16 protein-coding genes are annotated in these 16909 nt (G+C 39.7%); 7 read left to right on the top strand and 9 right to left on the bottom strand.

The features are described 5' to 3' along the window. Positions 1 to 30: 30 nt before the first annotated feature. The 5 genes from OCV73_RS02645 to OCV73_RS02625 all read right to left on the bottom strand — a co-directional run bounded on the left by OCV73_RS02645 (position 31) and on the right by OCV73_RS02625 (position 5785). On the bottom strand, positions 31 to 921 hold the full coding sequence (locus tag OCV73_RS02645; RefSeq protein ID WP_147548788.1) for an AraC family transcriptional regulator: 891 nt from the start codon (positions 919 to 921) through the stop codon (positions 31 to 33). Positions 922 to 989: 68 nt separating this feature from the next. Then, positions 990 to 1889: an AraC family transcriptional regulator gene (locus tag OCV73_RS02640; RefSeq protein WP_147548786.1), complete on the bottom strand. Its 900-nt coding sequence runs from the start codon at positions 1887 to 1889 to the stop codon at positions 990 to 992. 466 nt (positions 1890 to 2355) lie between these two features. Then, positions 2356 to 2631: a GNAT family N-acetyltransferase gene (locus OCV73_RS02635; protein WP_147548784.1), complete on the bottom strand. Its 276-nt coding sequence runs from the start codon at positions 2629 to 2631 to the stop codon at positions 2356 to 2358. 144 nt (positions 2632 to 2775) lie between these two features. Continuing rightward, a complete protein-coding gene (locus OCV73_RS02630; RefSeq protein ID WP_147548782.1) occupies positions 2776 to 4218 on the bottom strand; it encodes a sialate O-acetylesterase in 1443 nt (480 codons plus the stop codon). A gap of 175 nt (positions 4219 to 4393) precedes the next feature. Next, positions 4394 to 5785, bottom strand: coding sequence for a C1 family peptidase (locus OCV73_RS02625; RefSeq protein WP_147548780.1), 1392 nt, complete (start codon positions 5783 to 5785; stop codon positions 4394 to 4396). Between the two features lie 200 nt (positions 5786 to 5985). Here OCV73_RS02625 and OCV73_RS02620 point away from each other — a divergent pair, with 200 nt between their 5' ends. From OCV73_RS02620 to OCV73_RS02600, 5 genes are all read left to right on the top strand, one after another. Then, positions 5986 to 7326, top strand: coding sequence for an MATE family efflux transporter (locus OCV73_RS02620; protein ID WP_147548778.1), 1341 nt, complete (start codon positions 5986 to 5988; stop codon positions 7324 to 7326). Between the two features lie 12 nt (positions 7327 to 7338). Beyond that, complete coding sequence (locus tag OCV73_RS02615) at positions 7339 to 7779, top strand: hypothetical protein (protein WP_147548776.1); 441 nt, start codon at positions 7339 to 7341, stop codon at positions 7777 to 7779. Positions 7780 to 7797: 18 nt separating this feature from the next. After that, positions 7798 to 8457: an AlbA family DNA-binding domain-containing protein gene (locus OCV73_RS02610; RefSeq protein WP_147548774.1), complete on the top strand. Its 660-nt coding sequence runs from the start codon at positions 7798 to 7800 to the stop codon at positions 8455 to 8457. Between the two features lie 68 nt (positions 8458 to 8525). Then, complete coding sequence (queD, locus tag OCV73_RS02605) at positions 8526 to 8864, top strand: 6-carboxytetrahydropterin synthase QueD (RefSeq protein ID WP_147548772.1); 339 nt, start codon at positions 8526 to 8528, stop codon at positions 8862 to 8864. Next, positions 8848 to 9411, top strand: coding sequence for a 7-carboxy-7-deazaguanine synthase QueE (locus tag OCV73_RS02600; RefSeq protein WP_147548770.1), 564 nt, complete (start codon positions 8848 to 8850; stop codon positions 9409 to 9411). The genes queD and OCV73_RS02600 overlap by 17 nt, the downstream gene beginning before the upstream one ends. Positions 9412 to 9530: 119 nt before the next feature. Here OCV73_RS02600 and guaA read toward each other — a convergent pair whose 3' ends face one another. The 4 genes from guaA to OCV73_RS02580 all read right to left on the bottom strand — a co-directional run bounded on the left by guaA (position 9531) and on the right by OCV73_RS02580 (position 15218). Continuing rightward, a complete protein-coding gene (guaA, locus tag OCV73_RS02595; protein WP_147548768.1) occupies positions 9531 to 11054 on the bottom strand; it encodes a glutamine-hydrolyzing GMP synthase in 1524 nt (507 codons plus the stop codon). Positions 11055 to 11087: 33 nt separating this feature from the next. After that, positions 11088 to 13313 carry a cation:proton antiporter gene (locus OCV73_RS02590; RefSeq protein WP_147548766.1) on the bottom strand — a complete coding sequence of 742 codons (2226 nt, stop codon included), beginning with the start codon at positions 13311 to 13313 and terminating at the stop codon, positions 11088 to 11090. Positions 13314 to 13321: 8 nt separating this feature from the next. Next, entirely contained in the window at positions 13322 to 14041 is a 720-nt protein-coding gene (locus OCV73_RS02585; RefSeq protein WP_147548764.1) for an MgtC/SapB family protein, read from the bottom strand. 892 nt (positions 14042 to 14933) lie between these two features. Further along, positions 14934 to 15218: a hypothetical protein gene (locus OCV73_RS02580; RefSeq protein WP_147548762.1), complete on the bottom strand. Its 285-nt coding sequence runs from the start codon at positions 15216 to 15218 to the stop codon at positions 14934 to 14936. Between the two features lie 85 nt (positions 15219 to 15303). On the opposite strand from OCV73_RS02580, the gene OCV73_RS02575 reads away from it, so the two are divergent. Together OCV73_RS02575 and OCV73_RS02570 are read left to right on the top strand one after the other, a co-directional pair. Continuing rightward, the gene (locus OCV73_RS02575) at positions 15304 to 15801 is read left to right on the top strand and encodes a virion core protein, T7 gp14 family (protein ID WP_147548760.1); all 498 of its coding nucleotides are present in this window, start codon (positions 15304 to 15306) and stop codon (positions 15799 to 15801) included. Positions 15802 to 15813: 12 nt separating this feature from the next. Beyond that, complete coding sequence (locus OCV73_RS02570) at positions 15814 to 16908, top strand: hypothetical protein (RefSeq protein ID WP_147548758.1); 1095 nt, start codon at positions 15814 to 15816, stop codon at positions 16906 to 16908. Position 16909: the final 1 nt, after the last annotated feature.

Raw genomic sequence — 16909 nt, 5'->3', positions numbered from 1 at the left:
GCCGCTTTTTCTATCTATATATTTTATATATTATATATTTCGCCCTTGTGTGAATTCTCTATATTCTATCGGAGTAGAACCTACTTTTTTCTTGAATACCGTACAAAAATACTGGCATGTCTCAAACCCGCAATCAAACGCTATTTCCTTTATATTCATAACAGTATTGGTTAATAGTTCTTTACTATGCATAACGCGCAGCTCTTGTATATATTGAGCCGGAGTAAATCCTGTATATTCTTTAAAAAGATAACGGAAACGGGAATAACTCATATTGACTCTCGCTGCCACATCCTCCAATTTTATTTCTTTTTTAAAATTATCCATAAATATAATCTTTGCCTTATTGACACAATCTTTTACTTTCAGATTGTCAAAGCCCTGGTTCTTGTCGATAGAATATACCATTCCCAACAAATGGTTCACTATACCAGCCAATATCTGCTGGTATCCGGCCTTCTGTTCCTTAGCAGCCGATATGCCTTGTTTATAAAGCTGAACCATTTCATCCAGAATACCTACATAAAAAACGGGTTTTTGTTTATTAAAAAAATCATTTTTTATACGGTTATCTATATTTTCACCTTTAAAACCGATCCAATATTCTTCCCAGCCGGTCTTGGGATCAGGCCAATAATTATGCCATTCTCCGGGAAAAAGCAAAAACATATTGCCCGCCTTTACTTCGGTCTTTTTTATTGAATCCGAAATAAAAGTCCCTCCCCCTTGAGTAATATATAATAACTGGTATTCATTCAATGTACGCCCACGATCTATCGAGAACAAATAATGAGTGGGATGATCCCGGGGAGGATAGCTCTCCCCTTTCAAGCACAATTGCTGTCCTACCGTATTTATTGTCAGTCCCCAAAGAAGGTCCTGTTCATTAGCAACCAGATAACGGTGTATAGAGTCTTCCATAATAAATTCTTGTTTTAAATATAATTCAGTAATTGATAAAATAAAAAATTATCCTATTACGTATATTTTTATATTAAATGCATATTTTTCCCTTGAACAAATTCACGATATTCGGCCGGAGTCGAACCTATTTTTTTCCTGAATACCGTACAAAAATACTGGCTCGTTTCAAATCCGCAGTCCAACGCTATTTCTTTTATATTCATCATCGTGTTTGCCAACAGCTCTTTACTATGCATAATGCGCAATTCCTGAATATACTGCACCGGAGTAAAACCCGTATATTCCCTGAAAAGATAACGGAAACGGGAATAACTCATATTAACCCGGGCAGCTATTTCTTCTAATTTTATTCCTCCTTTAAAATCTTCCATGAACAAAATCTTAGCCTTGCCGATACAATCTTCCACTTTTAAATGATCAAAAGCCAGATTCTTATCCATAGAATAAAATAGCCCCAATAAATGATTTGCAATGCCTGCCAGTATTTGCTGATATCCTGTTTTCTGCTCCTTTGCCACTGATATTCCCTGGTTATAAAGCTGCACGATCTCCTCCAGAATACCTACATAAAAAACAGGTTTTTCTCTTAGAAAAAATCCGCTCTTCACACGGTTATCTATGTTTTTGCCTTTAAAACCGATCCAATATACTTCCCATCCGGTTTCCGGATCGGGACTGTAATTATGCCATTCTCCGGGAAAAAGTAAAAAGGCATTGCCGGCCTTTAGTTTTGTTTTCTTAAAAGATGTCGATTCGAATACGCCGTTTCCCCGTGTCAAATAGAGTAACTGATATTCGTTAAGAATGCGTCCTCTTTCTGTAGAGAACATATAGTGTACAGGATGATCGGGAGGGGGATAACTATCGCCTTTCAAACATATTTGTTTGCCTATTGTATTAATGGTTAATCCCCAAAATAAATCCTGATCATTAGCAATCAGATACCAATGCATTGAATTTTCCATATTAATCCTCTTCACAGCACTTTTATAATATAACAAGGAAACACGAACATTTTATATTATGGAGAAGCAACAATAGATAACCGACTTTTATCAACATAGAATCATATATCAGTAAAAATTATAATGATAAACAAAAAGACTTCTTCCTCTTATTATTATAAGATTGTCATACCCAAAAACAAATTGCCGGAGCAGTATAAAGACAATACAGGGCACTTTACATATGTTATTGAAATTATTCAATTTTTTTAATAGCATTATGACTCTATATACTTAGAAATTTCAGAAAGACCGCTTTATTTACACCGGACACTAATTTAATTAAAGACGTCAGGAAATTTTTAACAATTACTTCTATAAATATTCAGCAACCTTCATCGTTATACGACCCTAAGTATAGGTCAAATGTATAAAATAAACCGGAAAAGAAAAATATTTTCCGGTTTATTTTTAATCTCTAAAAGCGTTAAAGAACCAATGAATCATATTCGGGATGCTTCCGGATATAAGCATCGACATAAGAGCAGCTCGGTACGATAAACAGGTTATGTGCTTCTGCATATTCCAAAACATATTTCACCAAAGCCGCAGCAACTCCTCTTCCTCCTATCGGAGGCGGTACTATCGTATGAACAAGGTCCAGTCCTTTTCTGACTTCCACATATTCTATATATGCGGTATAACCATCGCATGTCGTTTCAAAACGTTTTCTTTCGGGATGATGTTCTATTATATATTCCATACTTACTGCATATGATATAATAACAAGCAAAAAGATTTTTTGATCGGACTTTCTACGCTCATTTCGCAGATACGGATTTTACGGGATAAAAATAAAATTATTTATCCTTGGTTTTTAAATACATCAATAATTACCGAATTATCTTCACCAGTTATCAGTTCTGAAGGAAGAAACGGGAAGTCCGGAAACAGTAAATAACGAAGCCTTTGCATAATTTTTAAATGCATACCGCACTGCTACAGGAACCGGTACGCTCTCATTCCATACAACTACCTGGTTAACCTCCGGAACAAAAACAGCCTTGGCTTCATGAAATATCTTATCTTCTCCGGCAATCTCAAAACTTTCCAACTGAGTTTTTGCCGGGATCAAACCTCCATATCCCAGATTATCAAAACTTAAATAAATTTTTCCATTCTTTATTTCCATAGAACTGTAAACCGGTGCGGAATATTCAAAACCTTTCTTTCCGTATGTTTTTGCCAAAGCCCAATATGCCAAACGCTCTCCTACGGCTTCTTTATTAGACGGATGTATTCCGTTCATTTCTCCTACATCTAAAGTTGTTACCATACCGGAATTCGGAATCTTACTCATATTTTGTAACTGTACTTCACGCAAATATGCCGACTCCGCCACATCAGGACCGGAATATTTATAGGGAGCAATCTGTACATAATAAAACGGAAGTTCCCCCAGCCCCCATTTATTCCGTAGATCCTTTACAAAAACCGGCATCAGTTGTCCATATTTTTCCGGATCATGCCTGTTGCTCTCTCCCTGATACCAGATCAAACCCTTTATCGTAAAATTGGTTAATGGCGCCAACTTAGAATTATACAATACACAAGGCTGGCCGTAAGGCCTGGTAATTTTATCAAAATCCGGGATGTCAAGATCTATATCGGGAAAAGCAGAAAACGCTTCTTTACTCATCCACGACTCAATCTGTGTACCGCCCAAAGTAGAAACAAGAATCCCAACCGGAATGTCCAGTGCTTCCTGTAAATAGCGGGCATACATATATGCAACGGCACTGATATTCGCTACGTTTTCAGGAGAATTGTCCATCCATCGGCCTATGCAATCGGTCTGAGGTTCACGGCTGAACTGAAATACCCATTCTCCGCTTTCGTCCGAATCGGTCGTGTACATCCTTATCGGGACCCGAGGATTCGCTTTTGCTATAATATTATTCGAGTTCAGCACGGGCTGAAAAGGATACCCCCTCACCGGAATTTCCATATTCGACTGCCCGGCACACAACCATACTTCCCCGATCAGAATATTCTTTAAAGTCAATTTTTTACCATCGCTGATCGTAATTTCATACGGGCCGCCTGCCGCCGGAGTTCCCACCCGAACCATCCAGTTACCTTCCTTATCACTTCGGGTATCATAGGTTTTATCATCCCACGAAACTCTTACTTTTACCTTAGATCCGGCATTTGCCTTTCCCCACAATTTTACATCGGTTTGCTGTTGCAGTACCATCCCGTCAGCCAGAATCGACGGTAACTTAATTTCGGCACTGACAGTCGTTGACAGAAATAACATGCCAACAAGAAATGCTATTTTTATTTTCATGGTATCGATCTTTTATTTATTAAAAACGTAAGTTGAATGATCCTCTCTAAGCTATAAAATTGTTGATATGAATAATTTACTTTATATATACTGCACAGTTTTTTACTACTCGTAAAAGCTATTTCTTTCGGAAAATATTTCTTTATAGAAAAAAAGAAAAACTAATTTATACCGTTTATTCCTCTTCGGCAAACATAGGATCCCAAGCCGGCAATAAAACGGGATCATCTTTCAGTATCTTCAATATTTTTTCCGGTACAAAACGTTTCTCCACAACCAAACGGAACATATATTCATCGAACCATTTATCTGTCATAATCAAATGTCCTTTATAACCGCTGGAAGCACCCCAGCTATTCTCCACCATCCATTTCACGGGTTTGTTATTATTATCAAGATCAACCGCCATAAGGGTCATGGCATGTGAGGAACCACTCGCAAATGAAATGATTCTTTGTTCCTTATTCATGCCGAAAGCAGTGCCCATCAACGATTCATAATCGTAATTATTAATATCCAAAGTTCCATTCTTTTTATCCAAAAATTTAGCGACATCGCAACTAAAGTACATCATCACATGATTCTTCAGCGATTCTATCGCCATCTTCTTGATTTCGTCTACAGGTAAATTAATATAGGTCCAATTCCGGCCATCATAGGTATGCCGGTCATAATCGATAGAATACAATTTATAATATTCCCGGCTGGGGTCGTTCATAAACATTACATACCCGTTCGCCAGATCATTGCCGACATATTCATTATAAAAAGAAAGCGGCGTATATTCTTTCACTTCCAGCACATTATCCTGAGCATCGGTTTTCTTCCAGGTAAATTGTTGCACAGGCTCACCCAATGTCAAAGCCAGCATCCGGTAAATAACCGCGAGCATTGCCGTTTTTTCTTTTTGTAATTTTTCGGCACTGGCATTCTTCATGCTTCTTAATGCCAGCCCCTGCTCTCTTAGTTTCAGAGAAATCAAATAAGACATGGTACGGGTAGATTCACTGCTGCTGGTCTCAGGCATAACTCCTTTTGGCACGACCCCGTACTTTCCTATGATATCGCTTATTCCCGTAAACTGACCTCCATCACTAATAGGGTGCAGGAAAAGCCATTCCACCACTTTATCGTCCATAGGTCTGTCTTTCGTATCTATGATACCCTGTAAAAAAAGATTAGCCTTTTCAAGTTGATCGTAAAAGAAACAGTAGTTCTGAGAAAACTCGAGTTTAGGTATACCCTGAAATTCCATGACCTGGGCCCTCAAAATATTTAATCCGGTAAATAACCAGCAACGTCCCGACGATTTCTGATCGGTAATGCCATTAGACGGCACTTTATAAGTAAAATGCGTGTCAAATGCTGCACGATTTTCCTGATTAAAAGCTATCGTATTGATGTCAGTTCCCCCCAAAGCATTACGTAACGCTTTATCGGCAGAAGTGCCTTCATAACCTTTCCTGATCTCATTCATCATACCGGGAGTAATCCCGCCCTGGGCATATATTCCCGGACAATAACCAGCCGCTATACAAAATATTAAAACTAACGCAGATAATTTCATTCTTCTTCCGATTTTCTTGTTTTGTACAAAGGTAACATTTAAGCGATAAAAGGTCAAGAGAAGTTTACCTTTTCAAACAAGAGAATCTTTAAATGATTAAAAAGAGTAATATTTACCCGGATTCCTTTCTTCGGTGAAAACCCTTTTGCTGTTCCGCGCATTATAATTACCTTTGCATCCCGTTATCCAACTATATCATTATGAATATTGATATCTACAAATCTCACTATAAGCAGTTACTATACCTGGGAATTCCCATCATGCTAGGACAACTGGGTATTATCGTCCTGGGATTTGCCGATACTATGATGATAGGACATCATACGACAGAAGAACTGGCAGCCGCGTCTTTTACCAATAACATTTTTACTCTGGCCATCATATTCGGTACCGGCTTTTCGTATGGTCTTACTCCGGTCATCGGAGAACTTTTCGGTCGAAATAATACGGGCGGAATAGGAAGAGTGCTGCGAAACAGTCTTTTCGCCAACAGCCTAATTGCCATTGCACTCACGATTATCATGGGTACATTATATTTCTACATCGACCGCCTGGGACAGCCGACAGAACTACTCCCTTTCATACGCCCCTACTACATTGTCTTATTGATTTCGCTGATTTTCGTGATGTTATTCAATTCGTTCAAACAATTCGCAGACGGCATCACAGATACGCGCACTTCCATGTGGATACTTATCGGAGGCAATATTCTTAATATCATAGGAAATTACATATTGATATACGGCAAATTAGGCTTTCCTGAACTCGGATTATTAGGAGCCGGATTAAGCACTCTCTTTTCCCGAATCGTCATGCTGGCTGTCTTCATATTTCTTTTTTTCTTTTCAGCCCGTTATCATCCTTATTTCGAAGGATTCAAACAATCAAAACTGAATCGTCCAGACTTTAAACGTCTCAATGCATTAGGCTGGCCGGTAGGATTACAAATGGGTATGGAGACCGCATCATTCTCTCTGAGTGCCATTATGATAGGATGGCTGGGAAGTATGGAACTAGCCGCTCACCAAATCGTCGTGACTGTATCTACCATAGGTTATATGATATATTATGGTATGGGGGCAGCCATCGCCATACGCGTCAGCAACTTCAAGGGACAGAAAGATATGAAAAATGTAAGGCGAACGGCCAATGCGGGTTTTCATATTATTACGACCCTCGCCATAATAGCCAGTCTGTTATTTTACTCCCTAAGGAATACTATGGGAGGATGGTTTACCGATAATATAGAGGTAAACAAATTAGTAACCATGTTAGTTCCGCTCCTGATCGCATACCAACTGGGAGACGGCATGCAGATTACATTTGCCAACGCTCTGAGAGGGATATCCGATGTAAAACCCATGATGGTAATTGCTTTCATCGCATATTTTATCATAGCTTTACCTGTGGGATATCTATGCGGATTCGTGTTCGGCTGGGGTTTAAGCGGTGTATGGATGGCTTTTCCTTTCGGACTGTTCAGTGCCGGAATACTTCTCTATATGCGTTTTAAGAAAAAAACTCAAAAAATCATTTTGTAATTATCCGTAAAAATGAAATTCAGAAAATTCGGTACAGGGCGAACATCTTTACTAATAATTGCAGGAATCGTATGGATCATCGCCGGAAGCAATATTCTAAAGATAGGAATCGTTACCTGGAATTATGATGCTCCCAACTGGTTATCGAAAGTTGGCGAGGCTTCTGTCATTTTTCTTTTATTCTTTACATTGGTATTTCGCAGACTATATTATAAGCACACAAAACGTATAGAACGGAAAAACGACAAGAACTGCCCTTTTTCTTTTTTCGACGCAAAAGGATGGGTTATCATGGCTTTTATGATCACTTTAGGAATAGTGATAAGGAAATTCAAATTACTTCCCAATTCTTTCATATCGGTTTTTTATACCGGACTATCTCTGGCACTTATCGTTACCGGTTTTCTTTTTCTCAGGCAGGGCTGGCAACGTTATTGCAAAAATAAAAAATAATCATTTTCAGTTCTCAAAATGAAAGCGAAAACAGATTCAGACTTTATATATCAACTAATTTCCGAAGGAGAACATCTGCAACAAGATTTCAAATTCGAAATATCGGACGTATATAAAATAGCCAAATCTTTGTCGGCATTCGCAAATACCTCGGGAGGACGATTACTGATAGGAGTAAAAGACAACGGTAAAATAGCCGGTGTACGTTCCGAAGAAGAAATTTATATGATAGAAGCTGCCGCTACCCTATATTGCAAACCTGAAGTTCCCCTTTCCATGCAGACATTCACAGTAGAAGGACGCACTGTATTGATAGCCCACATACCCGAAGGAACTCACAAGCCTTATTGTGCAAAAGATGAAAACGGGAAACAATGGGCATACATACGTATTGCCGATGAAAATATCCTGGCGTCACCGGTACATCTCAAAATATGGAAACAGACAGGCAGTCCCCAGGGGGCTCTATTGCGATATAGCGAACAAGAAGAGATACTTCTTCATTATCTGCAGGAACATGAGTACATAACTTTAAACCGATATTGCAAGCTGGCCCGTATTTCTAAAATAAAAGCAGAAACAACTCTGGCGAGATTTATACGTTTCAAACTGATAGAAATTGTTTTTGAAAATCGTAAATTCCAGTTCCGTTTATTACCCGATGTTCCGCTTCTATAAAAACAGCATTCCGACCCTCGGGTTCTCATTAAAGTTCTTATCTTTGCATCCATTAAAAATACAGGGAAATGTATTATATCATAAAAAAATTCGAAATATCGGCCTCACACAGTTTAAAACTATCCTATCAAAGTAAATGTGAACAACTTCACGGTCATAACTGGATTATCGAAGTTCATGCACGGTCAGAAAAACTGAACCGTGACGGAATGGTTATCGACTTCGGGCATGTAAAAGAAAAAATCCAATCGCAACTAGACCATCGTAATCTCAACGATATTTTCCCCGATATGAACACAACCGCAGAAAATCTGGCAAAATGGATATGCGACCAGATACCCGAGTGTTATAAAGTCATGATACAAGAAAGCGAAAGCAACGTTGCCTGGTATGAAAAAGATCAATGAAATTTTCTATAGTTTACAGGGAGAGGGATTCCATACCGGAACTCCGGCCGTATTCGTCCGTTTCTCCGGCTGTAACCTATCCTGTGCATTTTGCGATACCGATAATAAAAACGGAACTCTCCTGAGCAACGAAGCCATTATCGAACAAATATCGAGATTCCCGGCCCGCATCGTTATCCTTACCGGAGGAGAACCATCTCTTTTCATCGACAAGGAATTTATAGATCAATTGCACGAAGCGGGGTTCAGGGTCCATATAGAAACGAATGGCACACATACCATACCCGGTAATATAGACTGGATTACTTGTTCTCCGAAAATAGACTGCCAAAAAGAAAAAAATGTTCCCCTTTTATTACAAGAAGCTGACGAATTAAAAGTCGTATACCGGAAACAAAATCTCGACATACTGAGTAATTTCCGTTGCAAAGTACGCTTTTTACAACCTTGCTCCGGTAAAAATATTCCCGAAACTGTAAGCTATATCTTGTCCCATCCCGAATGGAGACTCAGCCTTCAGACGCATAAGATATTAGATATAAGATAATTTAATTATATATATTTCAGACATATCCGAGAATCCACAACACATCAAACGACAGCTTACAGAGATAAATATAAAAAAGGTTCCTGTAGTTATACAGAAACCTTTTTTCGTTACATTTTTTATTCCCACTCTATAGTCGAAGGCGGCTTAGAGCTGATATCGTAAACGACCCGGTTTACCCCTTTTACCTTATTAATGATATCATTCGATACTTTTCCCAGGAATTCATACGGTAAGTGAGCCCAATCGGCGGTCATTCCGTCCGTAGAAAGCACGGCACGCAACGCAACAGCATTCTCATAAGTTCTTTCATCACCCATCACTCCTACCGATTGTACCGGCAACAGAATAACACCCGCCTGCCAAACCTTATCGTACAAGTTATTATCTATAAGTCCCTGGATAAATATATGATCGGCCTCCTGCAATACCCTGACTTTCTCCGGAGTAATATCCCCGAGAATACGTACGGCCAGACCCGGACCCGGGAAAGGGTGACGGCCGATAAGCTTATCGCTTATCCCCAATTCACGTCCAACCCGGCGCACTTCGTCTTTAAATAAAAGCCGTAAAGGTTCTACGATCTTCAAATTCATTTTTTCCGGCAATCCTCCTACATTATGATGAGATTTGATAGTCATCCCTGTTATTGACAAGGACTCTATCACATCGGGATATATAGTTCCCTGAGCAAGCCATTTTATATCGGTAAGCTTATGTGCTTCCTGATCGAATATGTCTATAAATCCTTTGCCGATGATTTTACGTTTTTTCTCGGGCTCGGTCACTCCTTTTAAAGCCGAATAAAAATGTTCCTTCGCATCCACTCCTATTACGTTCAGGCCCATATTCTCATAATTCTCCAGCACGCTTTCGAATTCGTTCTTACGTAACAGACCGTTATCTACAAATATACACGTCAGGTTACTTCCTATCGCTTTATTCAGCAAAACACCGGCTACGGTGGAATCCACACCTCCCGACAGTGCCAGGACAACTTTATCATTACCTATCTGTTCCCGCAATGAAGCTACCGTATTCTCAATGAAAGAAGCCGGTGTCCAGTCCCGGGCACACCCGCAAATATCCTCTACAAAATTATTCAAAAGCTTCGTTCCGTCTTCACTATGATAAACTTCGGGATGAAACTGTACTCCCCATGTATTTTCTCCTTCAATATGAAATCCGGCCATTTTTACTTCGTGGGTACTTGCTACGAGCTGAAAATTTTGAGGAATCATCGTGATAGAATCTCCGTGAGACATCCACACCGTAGAGTTATCTTTCACCCCTCTGAACAACATATCTTCAGGATCATGCCATGCCAAATGGGCACGTCCATATTCCCGGGTATTCACACTCTCGACCTTTCCTCCCGAAGAATGAGCCAGGAACTGAGCTCCGTAACAAATTCCCAATACGGGATATCTGCCTCTTATCTCAGACAGGTCTACATATAATGCATTAGGGTCGTTTACCGAATATGGACTGCCTGACAGTATGACTCCTTTAATACCTTCGGTACCGTGAGGGAACTTGTTATAAGGCAATATCTCGCAATAGGTATTGAGCTCCCGTACCCTGCGTGCTATCAGCTGCGTATATTGCGAACCGAAATCAAGAATGATAATTTTTTCCTGCATGGTTGTATGTATATAGTGTTTAATTTAGTTACATTATTGTGTTCGTAATTCGGCTATCCTTTCTTCTTCTCCGGCGATCCAAACGATGTCTCCTGCGTCAATGACAGCCTTACCGTTAGGCTGGATAAAACGACCGTCATTCTTCTCAATGCCGATAAGCAGGCAAGCGCTATTGGCTCTTATCCCCGATTCGGCACTCGTTTTCCCTACCAGTTTAGAATCTTCAGAAACAATAAAATGAGTATATATAACTTCTTTTCCGTCTATTTCTTCCGCCGTATCTTCTCCGGGTTCTATTACTTCAAGCAATTTCTGTATCTGCTCGTCGGTTCCTATAATTCCGATAGTATCTCCGGGAAATATGCGAGTCTCACCGTCAGGAATATTAATGCGGTGTGTCCCCCTCTGAATAGATACGATATTCACCCCGTATTCGCTGCTCAGGTTGGTATGTTTCAAACGGCGCCCGATAAAAGGGCAATCGGCTTGCACATCCATATACGCCAAGTGCATATTACGCACCAAATTATTATTCCGTCCGGTACGACGCAGTTCACGTTCGTTAAGATTCGCCATAAAAAGACTTTCGATACGTCCAAATTGCTGCTGTACCTTTTTAGAGAAAATGATAATCAACACAATAAATACCGAAAGCCCCAGCAATACACCGGTACGCTGAGAATATACCGAAGAAAGAAAATAGATAACGAATGCAAATGATAAAGCAAAACGTAAAAGTATCATGACCATTAAAGGAACTTGGCTATGATTTCCCTTTTCCCATTGTTGCATCATAAGTGACGGACGTACCCGCTTCATAGCCAAAGCCCACAGGAAAGGAGCCAGAATAACCATGGTCACAAGCACTGCAATATGTATACCCCAGTCGGGAAGCACCTCCACCAGTAAAGGAATAAACCAAAGTCTGGACAATAATATAATAGCTAAAATGATCGTGGAAAATAGTACGATACGCCAGATATAAGTCCCTATGATCATTTTCCATACTTTTTTTCTGGAGTATTCTTCCATTTGACCGGCCGACTCGCTATACCGCTCTATGACGAAGCGAAAACGCTCGGGCAAATGTTTTTCCAACCAGTTATAAAACGGATCGGCCATTTTAATAAAATAAGGAGTTGTAAAAGTCGTAATCACCGAAACAGCTACTACAATAGGATAAATATATTTATCTATAACCCCGAGCGACATTCCTAAAGAGGCTATGATAAAAGCAAACTCCCCTATCTGGGAAAGGCTAAAACCTGATTCCACTGCAATCTTCAAAGGCTGTCCGGATAATAACAATCCTCCGGATCCCAATAAAATCTGTCCTACGATAACGACTATCGACAGAATAAGTATGGGTATCGCATATTCCGCCAACGCTTCGGGACTTACCAACATACCTACTGAAATAAAAAAAACGGCTCCGAAAAGATCTTTAACAGGCTGGACTACTTTTTCTATGCGTTCGGCTTCATTAGTTCCGGCCAATATAGACCCCATGACAAAAGCTCCCAAGGCAGACGAAAATCCCACATAAGAAGCCAGCACTACCATTCCCAGACACAACCCCATAGAAACGACCAAGAGCGTCTCGTTATTGAGGTATTTACGGGTACGTTTCAAAAAAGACGGTAATAAAAATACACCGACTACAAACCAGAGAATAAGAAAAAAACCAAGTTTGGCGATACTCCCTATAAATTCACTTCCTTCCAAAGAATTTTTCACTGCGATGGAAGAAAGAATCACCATCATGACAACAGCAAACAGGTCTTCTACAATAAGAATACCGAACACCAATGATGTAAATTTCTTTTTCCGGAGATTGAGATCGGTAAAGGCTTTTATAATTATGGTAGTAGAAGACATGGAAAGCATACCTCCGAGAAATACACTATCGAGATATGAAAAGTTAAGCAAACGACCCGAAGCGTAACCCGAGAGCATCATCCCGATAACGATAACCAAAGCGGTTATAACCGCCGAACCTCCCACATTCAGCAATTTCCTGAAACTAAATTCAAGACCCAGGGAAAACAGAAGTACGATGATGCCTATCTCAGCCCAGATATCTATATTGGCGACATCGGTTACAGTAGGCAGGAACGTAAAATGGGGACTGGCCAGAAAACCGGCGACGATATACCCTAAGACGACCGGTTGTTTAAGTTTTTTAAAAAGCAGGGTTATAATCCCTGCCAAAATAAGAATTAACGCAAGATCCGAAATAAGAGCGTCTAAATGAGCCATAAATCCTTTTAGTTAATATCGTTTCTTAATGCTATGTTATTAATCTTGTTCACGGCACTCATCGACCTGAATAATGAAACATAATCGGTCGAGCCTTTTGCCAGTATAATGAAATCCACAATGGTCTCGCTTTTCTCGTAATCATAAGTCAGAAGTATGTCGTAAACTGTTATACGGGATTGTTTCAGAACCTGTTTATATTCCGTCAGGCTCTCCAGTATACCCGGTACATTCATCCGTATAATCTTACCTCTCCATTCGAAATTATTCCTGTGCTCATAATGTTCCATACTGACCAGAATAAATAAAATAAAAAATGTGGCCACTACAGAAACTAAATACATACCTACCCCTATGCTCATACCGATAGCCGCAACCATCCAGATTCCGGCCGCCGTAGTTAATCCGCGTATGGAACCGCGCGTTTGAATAATAGCTCCGGCTCCTAAAAATCCCACGCCTGTTACTACCTGCGCAGCTATCCTTCCGGGATCACCGTTCTTCATTCCTAAATAAGCCTGGGGTATATATATAGAAACGAGCATCGCCAACGTAGCTCCCATAGAAATGAGCGCAAAAGTGCGTATCCCGGCGACCTGGCCTTTTCGTTTTCTCTCCATTCCGACAATCCCGCCGAGAATAAGGCTGATAAAAAGTTTGAAGACTGCGGAAGGGGCCGTGACTTCGGTTGCAGATATAGCGGTTAAAAAATCATCAAGCAAATTCATTACCGTCGTTTATATGGTTACAAAGATATAAAAAGCTCATGGTACGCGCAACGCTCGCATCTCTTTTTATTCTTAATACACGCAACACAGGAAAAAAGAAAAAGGTCATATAGTATAAACTAAGGACCTCTTTCTTTTCTATTTTTAATTCAACTTAAAACTCGCTCGTGAAATTTTAAACAGCAATTATATCTATTTGAATAATAAATAATTACATCTCATACTCAATTACAAGCGCAACAAAAACGCTACAAATTCTGTAAATTTAGCCTCAAATAGTAAGGTTTACCTGCAACTGATATACATTCCTTCTCTACAAAGATAATAATTTTTGTCAACTAACGAAAATCTTTTATAAATCTGGTATTTCCTGCGGTGCTTCTTCGGGGTCGAAGTCAGATAAAAACCAAGAAACAACCATACCGACATCCTTGAATCCTGGGTATTGCATTGGCTGACCAAGGCCACCCAAGTTTTAAGGGTGGAAACTCATTCGCCCGACTCTGGAATTTTTCATAGCCGGACTTTTCTCTTTTCTTTTTCGCGCAACTTTTTCTTTTCTCTTTTTTCTTCTTAAAAAATATTCTCAAATTCTTTTCTCTCACGCGCGTACGCGCGCGGTAGATGTAGATATATTTTATCTACTTTAGGGATTAATGTATACAATAACCCTGTTCGTGAGGGGTTATTGTATACATTATGTATGCAATAACCCTTTTTTTTCGCGTTAAAAATAGTTTATGTATACAATAACTCCTCTTAAACAACATTATTGTATGCAATAACTCCGTTCAACTGTAGTTATTGTATAGTTAAGGATTCATTAACATTTCAATTGAATAACATAAAAAAAAGCCGTCTAAAACAGAAATTTTTAGACGGCCTACATAATTTAATCATTTTCTTTTGCTAATTCCGAAAGTGTGTCTTCTATTGTCTTTTTCTTTTCGGAGTCTCCGAAATCAAGGGCGACACTTTGAATTTTAGGCATTACATAATTTGTATATTTTTCGTATGCGCTTACACGGTCTTTCGGATCCAGTGCTTTCATATCTTCTTTCCACTGTTTACTCGTGTAATATCCGCTCACCATTTTTGCTATTACTTGCCGTACGTCGGATGTAACTTTATTGGGCGTTCCGGCCTTTCTTCCTCCTGTTTTCCTTCCGATTGCCATATTAGTTAATACTTAAAATTATTGTGCGAATATAGCTCGTTAATTTAGCTCTCAAATTTTAAGTTTTAATTAAATCATTAGAAGTATGAGTATTTTGGGAGAAGCAATAGGTGCAGGATTAGGAGTTGTCGGAGATATTTTCGGCGGTATAAGTGCATCTAAAGCGATGAAGCAGATAAAAAACAACCTTAACACACAGTTAAAGGAAAATCAAAATTGGTATGATCGTCGATACAACGAGGATGCGACACAACGTGCCGATGCTCAACGTATATTGACCTTGACTGAAGAGAGTATCAAGAACAGGAATAAACAGGCTGCAGGTACGCAAGCGGTAATGGGAGGTACGGAGGAAAGTGTGGCTGCTGCAAAAGCAAAAAATAACGGGGTTCTTGCTGACGCAACAAGCCAAATTGCCGCAAATGCTGAATGGCGAAAAGATGCTATAGAAAACCAATATCAGTCCAATAAAGCAAATATCAACCAGCAACTTAATGATTTACAAATAAATAAAGCACAAAATATAAAACAAGCTATTCAGGGTGTTGCTGATAAAGGGGTTAACATTGCAAGTATTTTATAAGAGACTACAATTATGGCAACAAAGGATGATATACTGAACAATAGCGGGATAGGTTCCGGAAAGACAAATATGCAACTCAACGCAGACCGGGTGGCAACTCCTGAACCACAACAACAGAGAGACCTGCTCACAAATAATAACAGAACAGCAACCGAAGCCATTTCTCCACCTCCTATTCCTACCTTGAAACAGCCCGCACAAAACTTATCACAAGTTCCCGAAAGACTGAGTTATGCCGAGATTTTTCAGCGGATGCATCCTTACCATTCACCGACTCCGGAGGAACTTGAAAAGGAAAAGAAAAAGAAAAAGAGAGAGGCTATTTTCTCAGCCATCGGCGATGGTATTTCTGCACTTTCGAATCTTTATTTCACCACTCAATATGCTCCTAATACTTATGATCCCAAAAACAGTCTTTCGGCAAAGTCTCGTGAGCGCTGGGATAAGCTGAATAAAGAGCGTGAGCATAACCAACGCCAATATATGGAGGAGTATCTCCGGGCGGTAGCTATGGATGAATCTAATAAAAAGGATGAGCGCAACTGGCGGCACAAATTAGAGCGTGAGGGCATTGAGGATGAGCGGTATAACATAAATGAAAAACGCAATAAGGAGATGGAAAATCTCAACGAGAGGTTGAAGCAGCATCAAATTACCTCTGCTAAGTACAAAGCAGAGCAGGAACGTATTGCCGCCAAGTATGCAGAGGATTACGAGATGAGCAAGATTGGCAAGAACAAAGCATCTTCCAGTGCTTCACAGGCAAGAGCAAACTATTACAACAATGGTGGTGGTTCGGGTGGTAAAAAGCCGACATTGAGAATCGGTTCGAAAATTCATACTTACGATACGAATCAAGATTATGAACGTGCTATACAAGGCTATGCCAAAGAATATGGTATTCCTCTCTATACTGTTGTCAAAACAACAGGGAAATACGGCAGAGAACAGACTTCAACACCACACCGAAAGCCTCTTAATCAATTGGCGGCAGAGGTAGAAGATAAAGCAACACAGATAAATGAAAAAGAGTCATATAGAATACAGCCAAAAGGGGCAACACCGAGAACAGAACAAAAACTAACTACTATTCCTCCACTCAATTAAA

Source organism: Barnesiella propionica, assembly GCF_025567045.1.
Taxonomy (GTDB): Bacteria; Bacteroidota; Bacteroidia; order Bacteroidales; family Barnesiellaceae; genus Barnesiella_B; species Barnesiella_B propionica.
The sequence above is the reverse complement of the archived record's forward strand: the minus strand, read 5'-3'. Positions and strand labels throughout refer to the sequence as shown.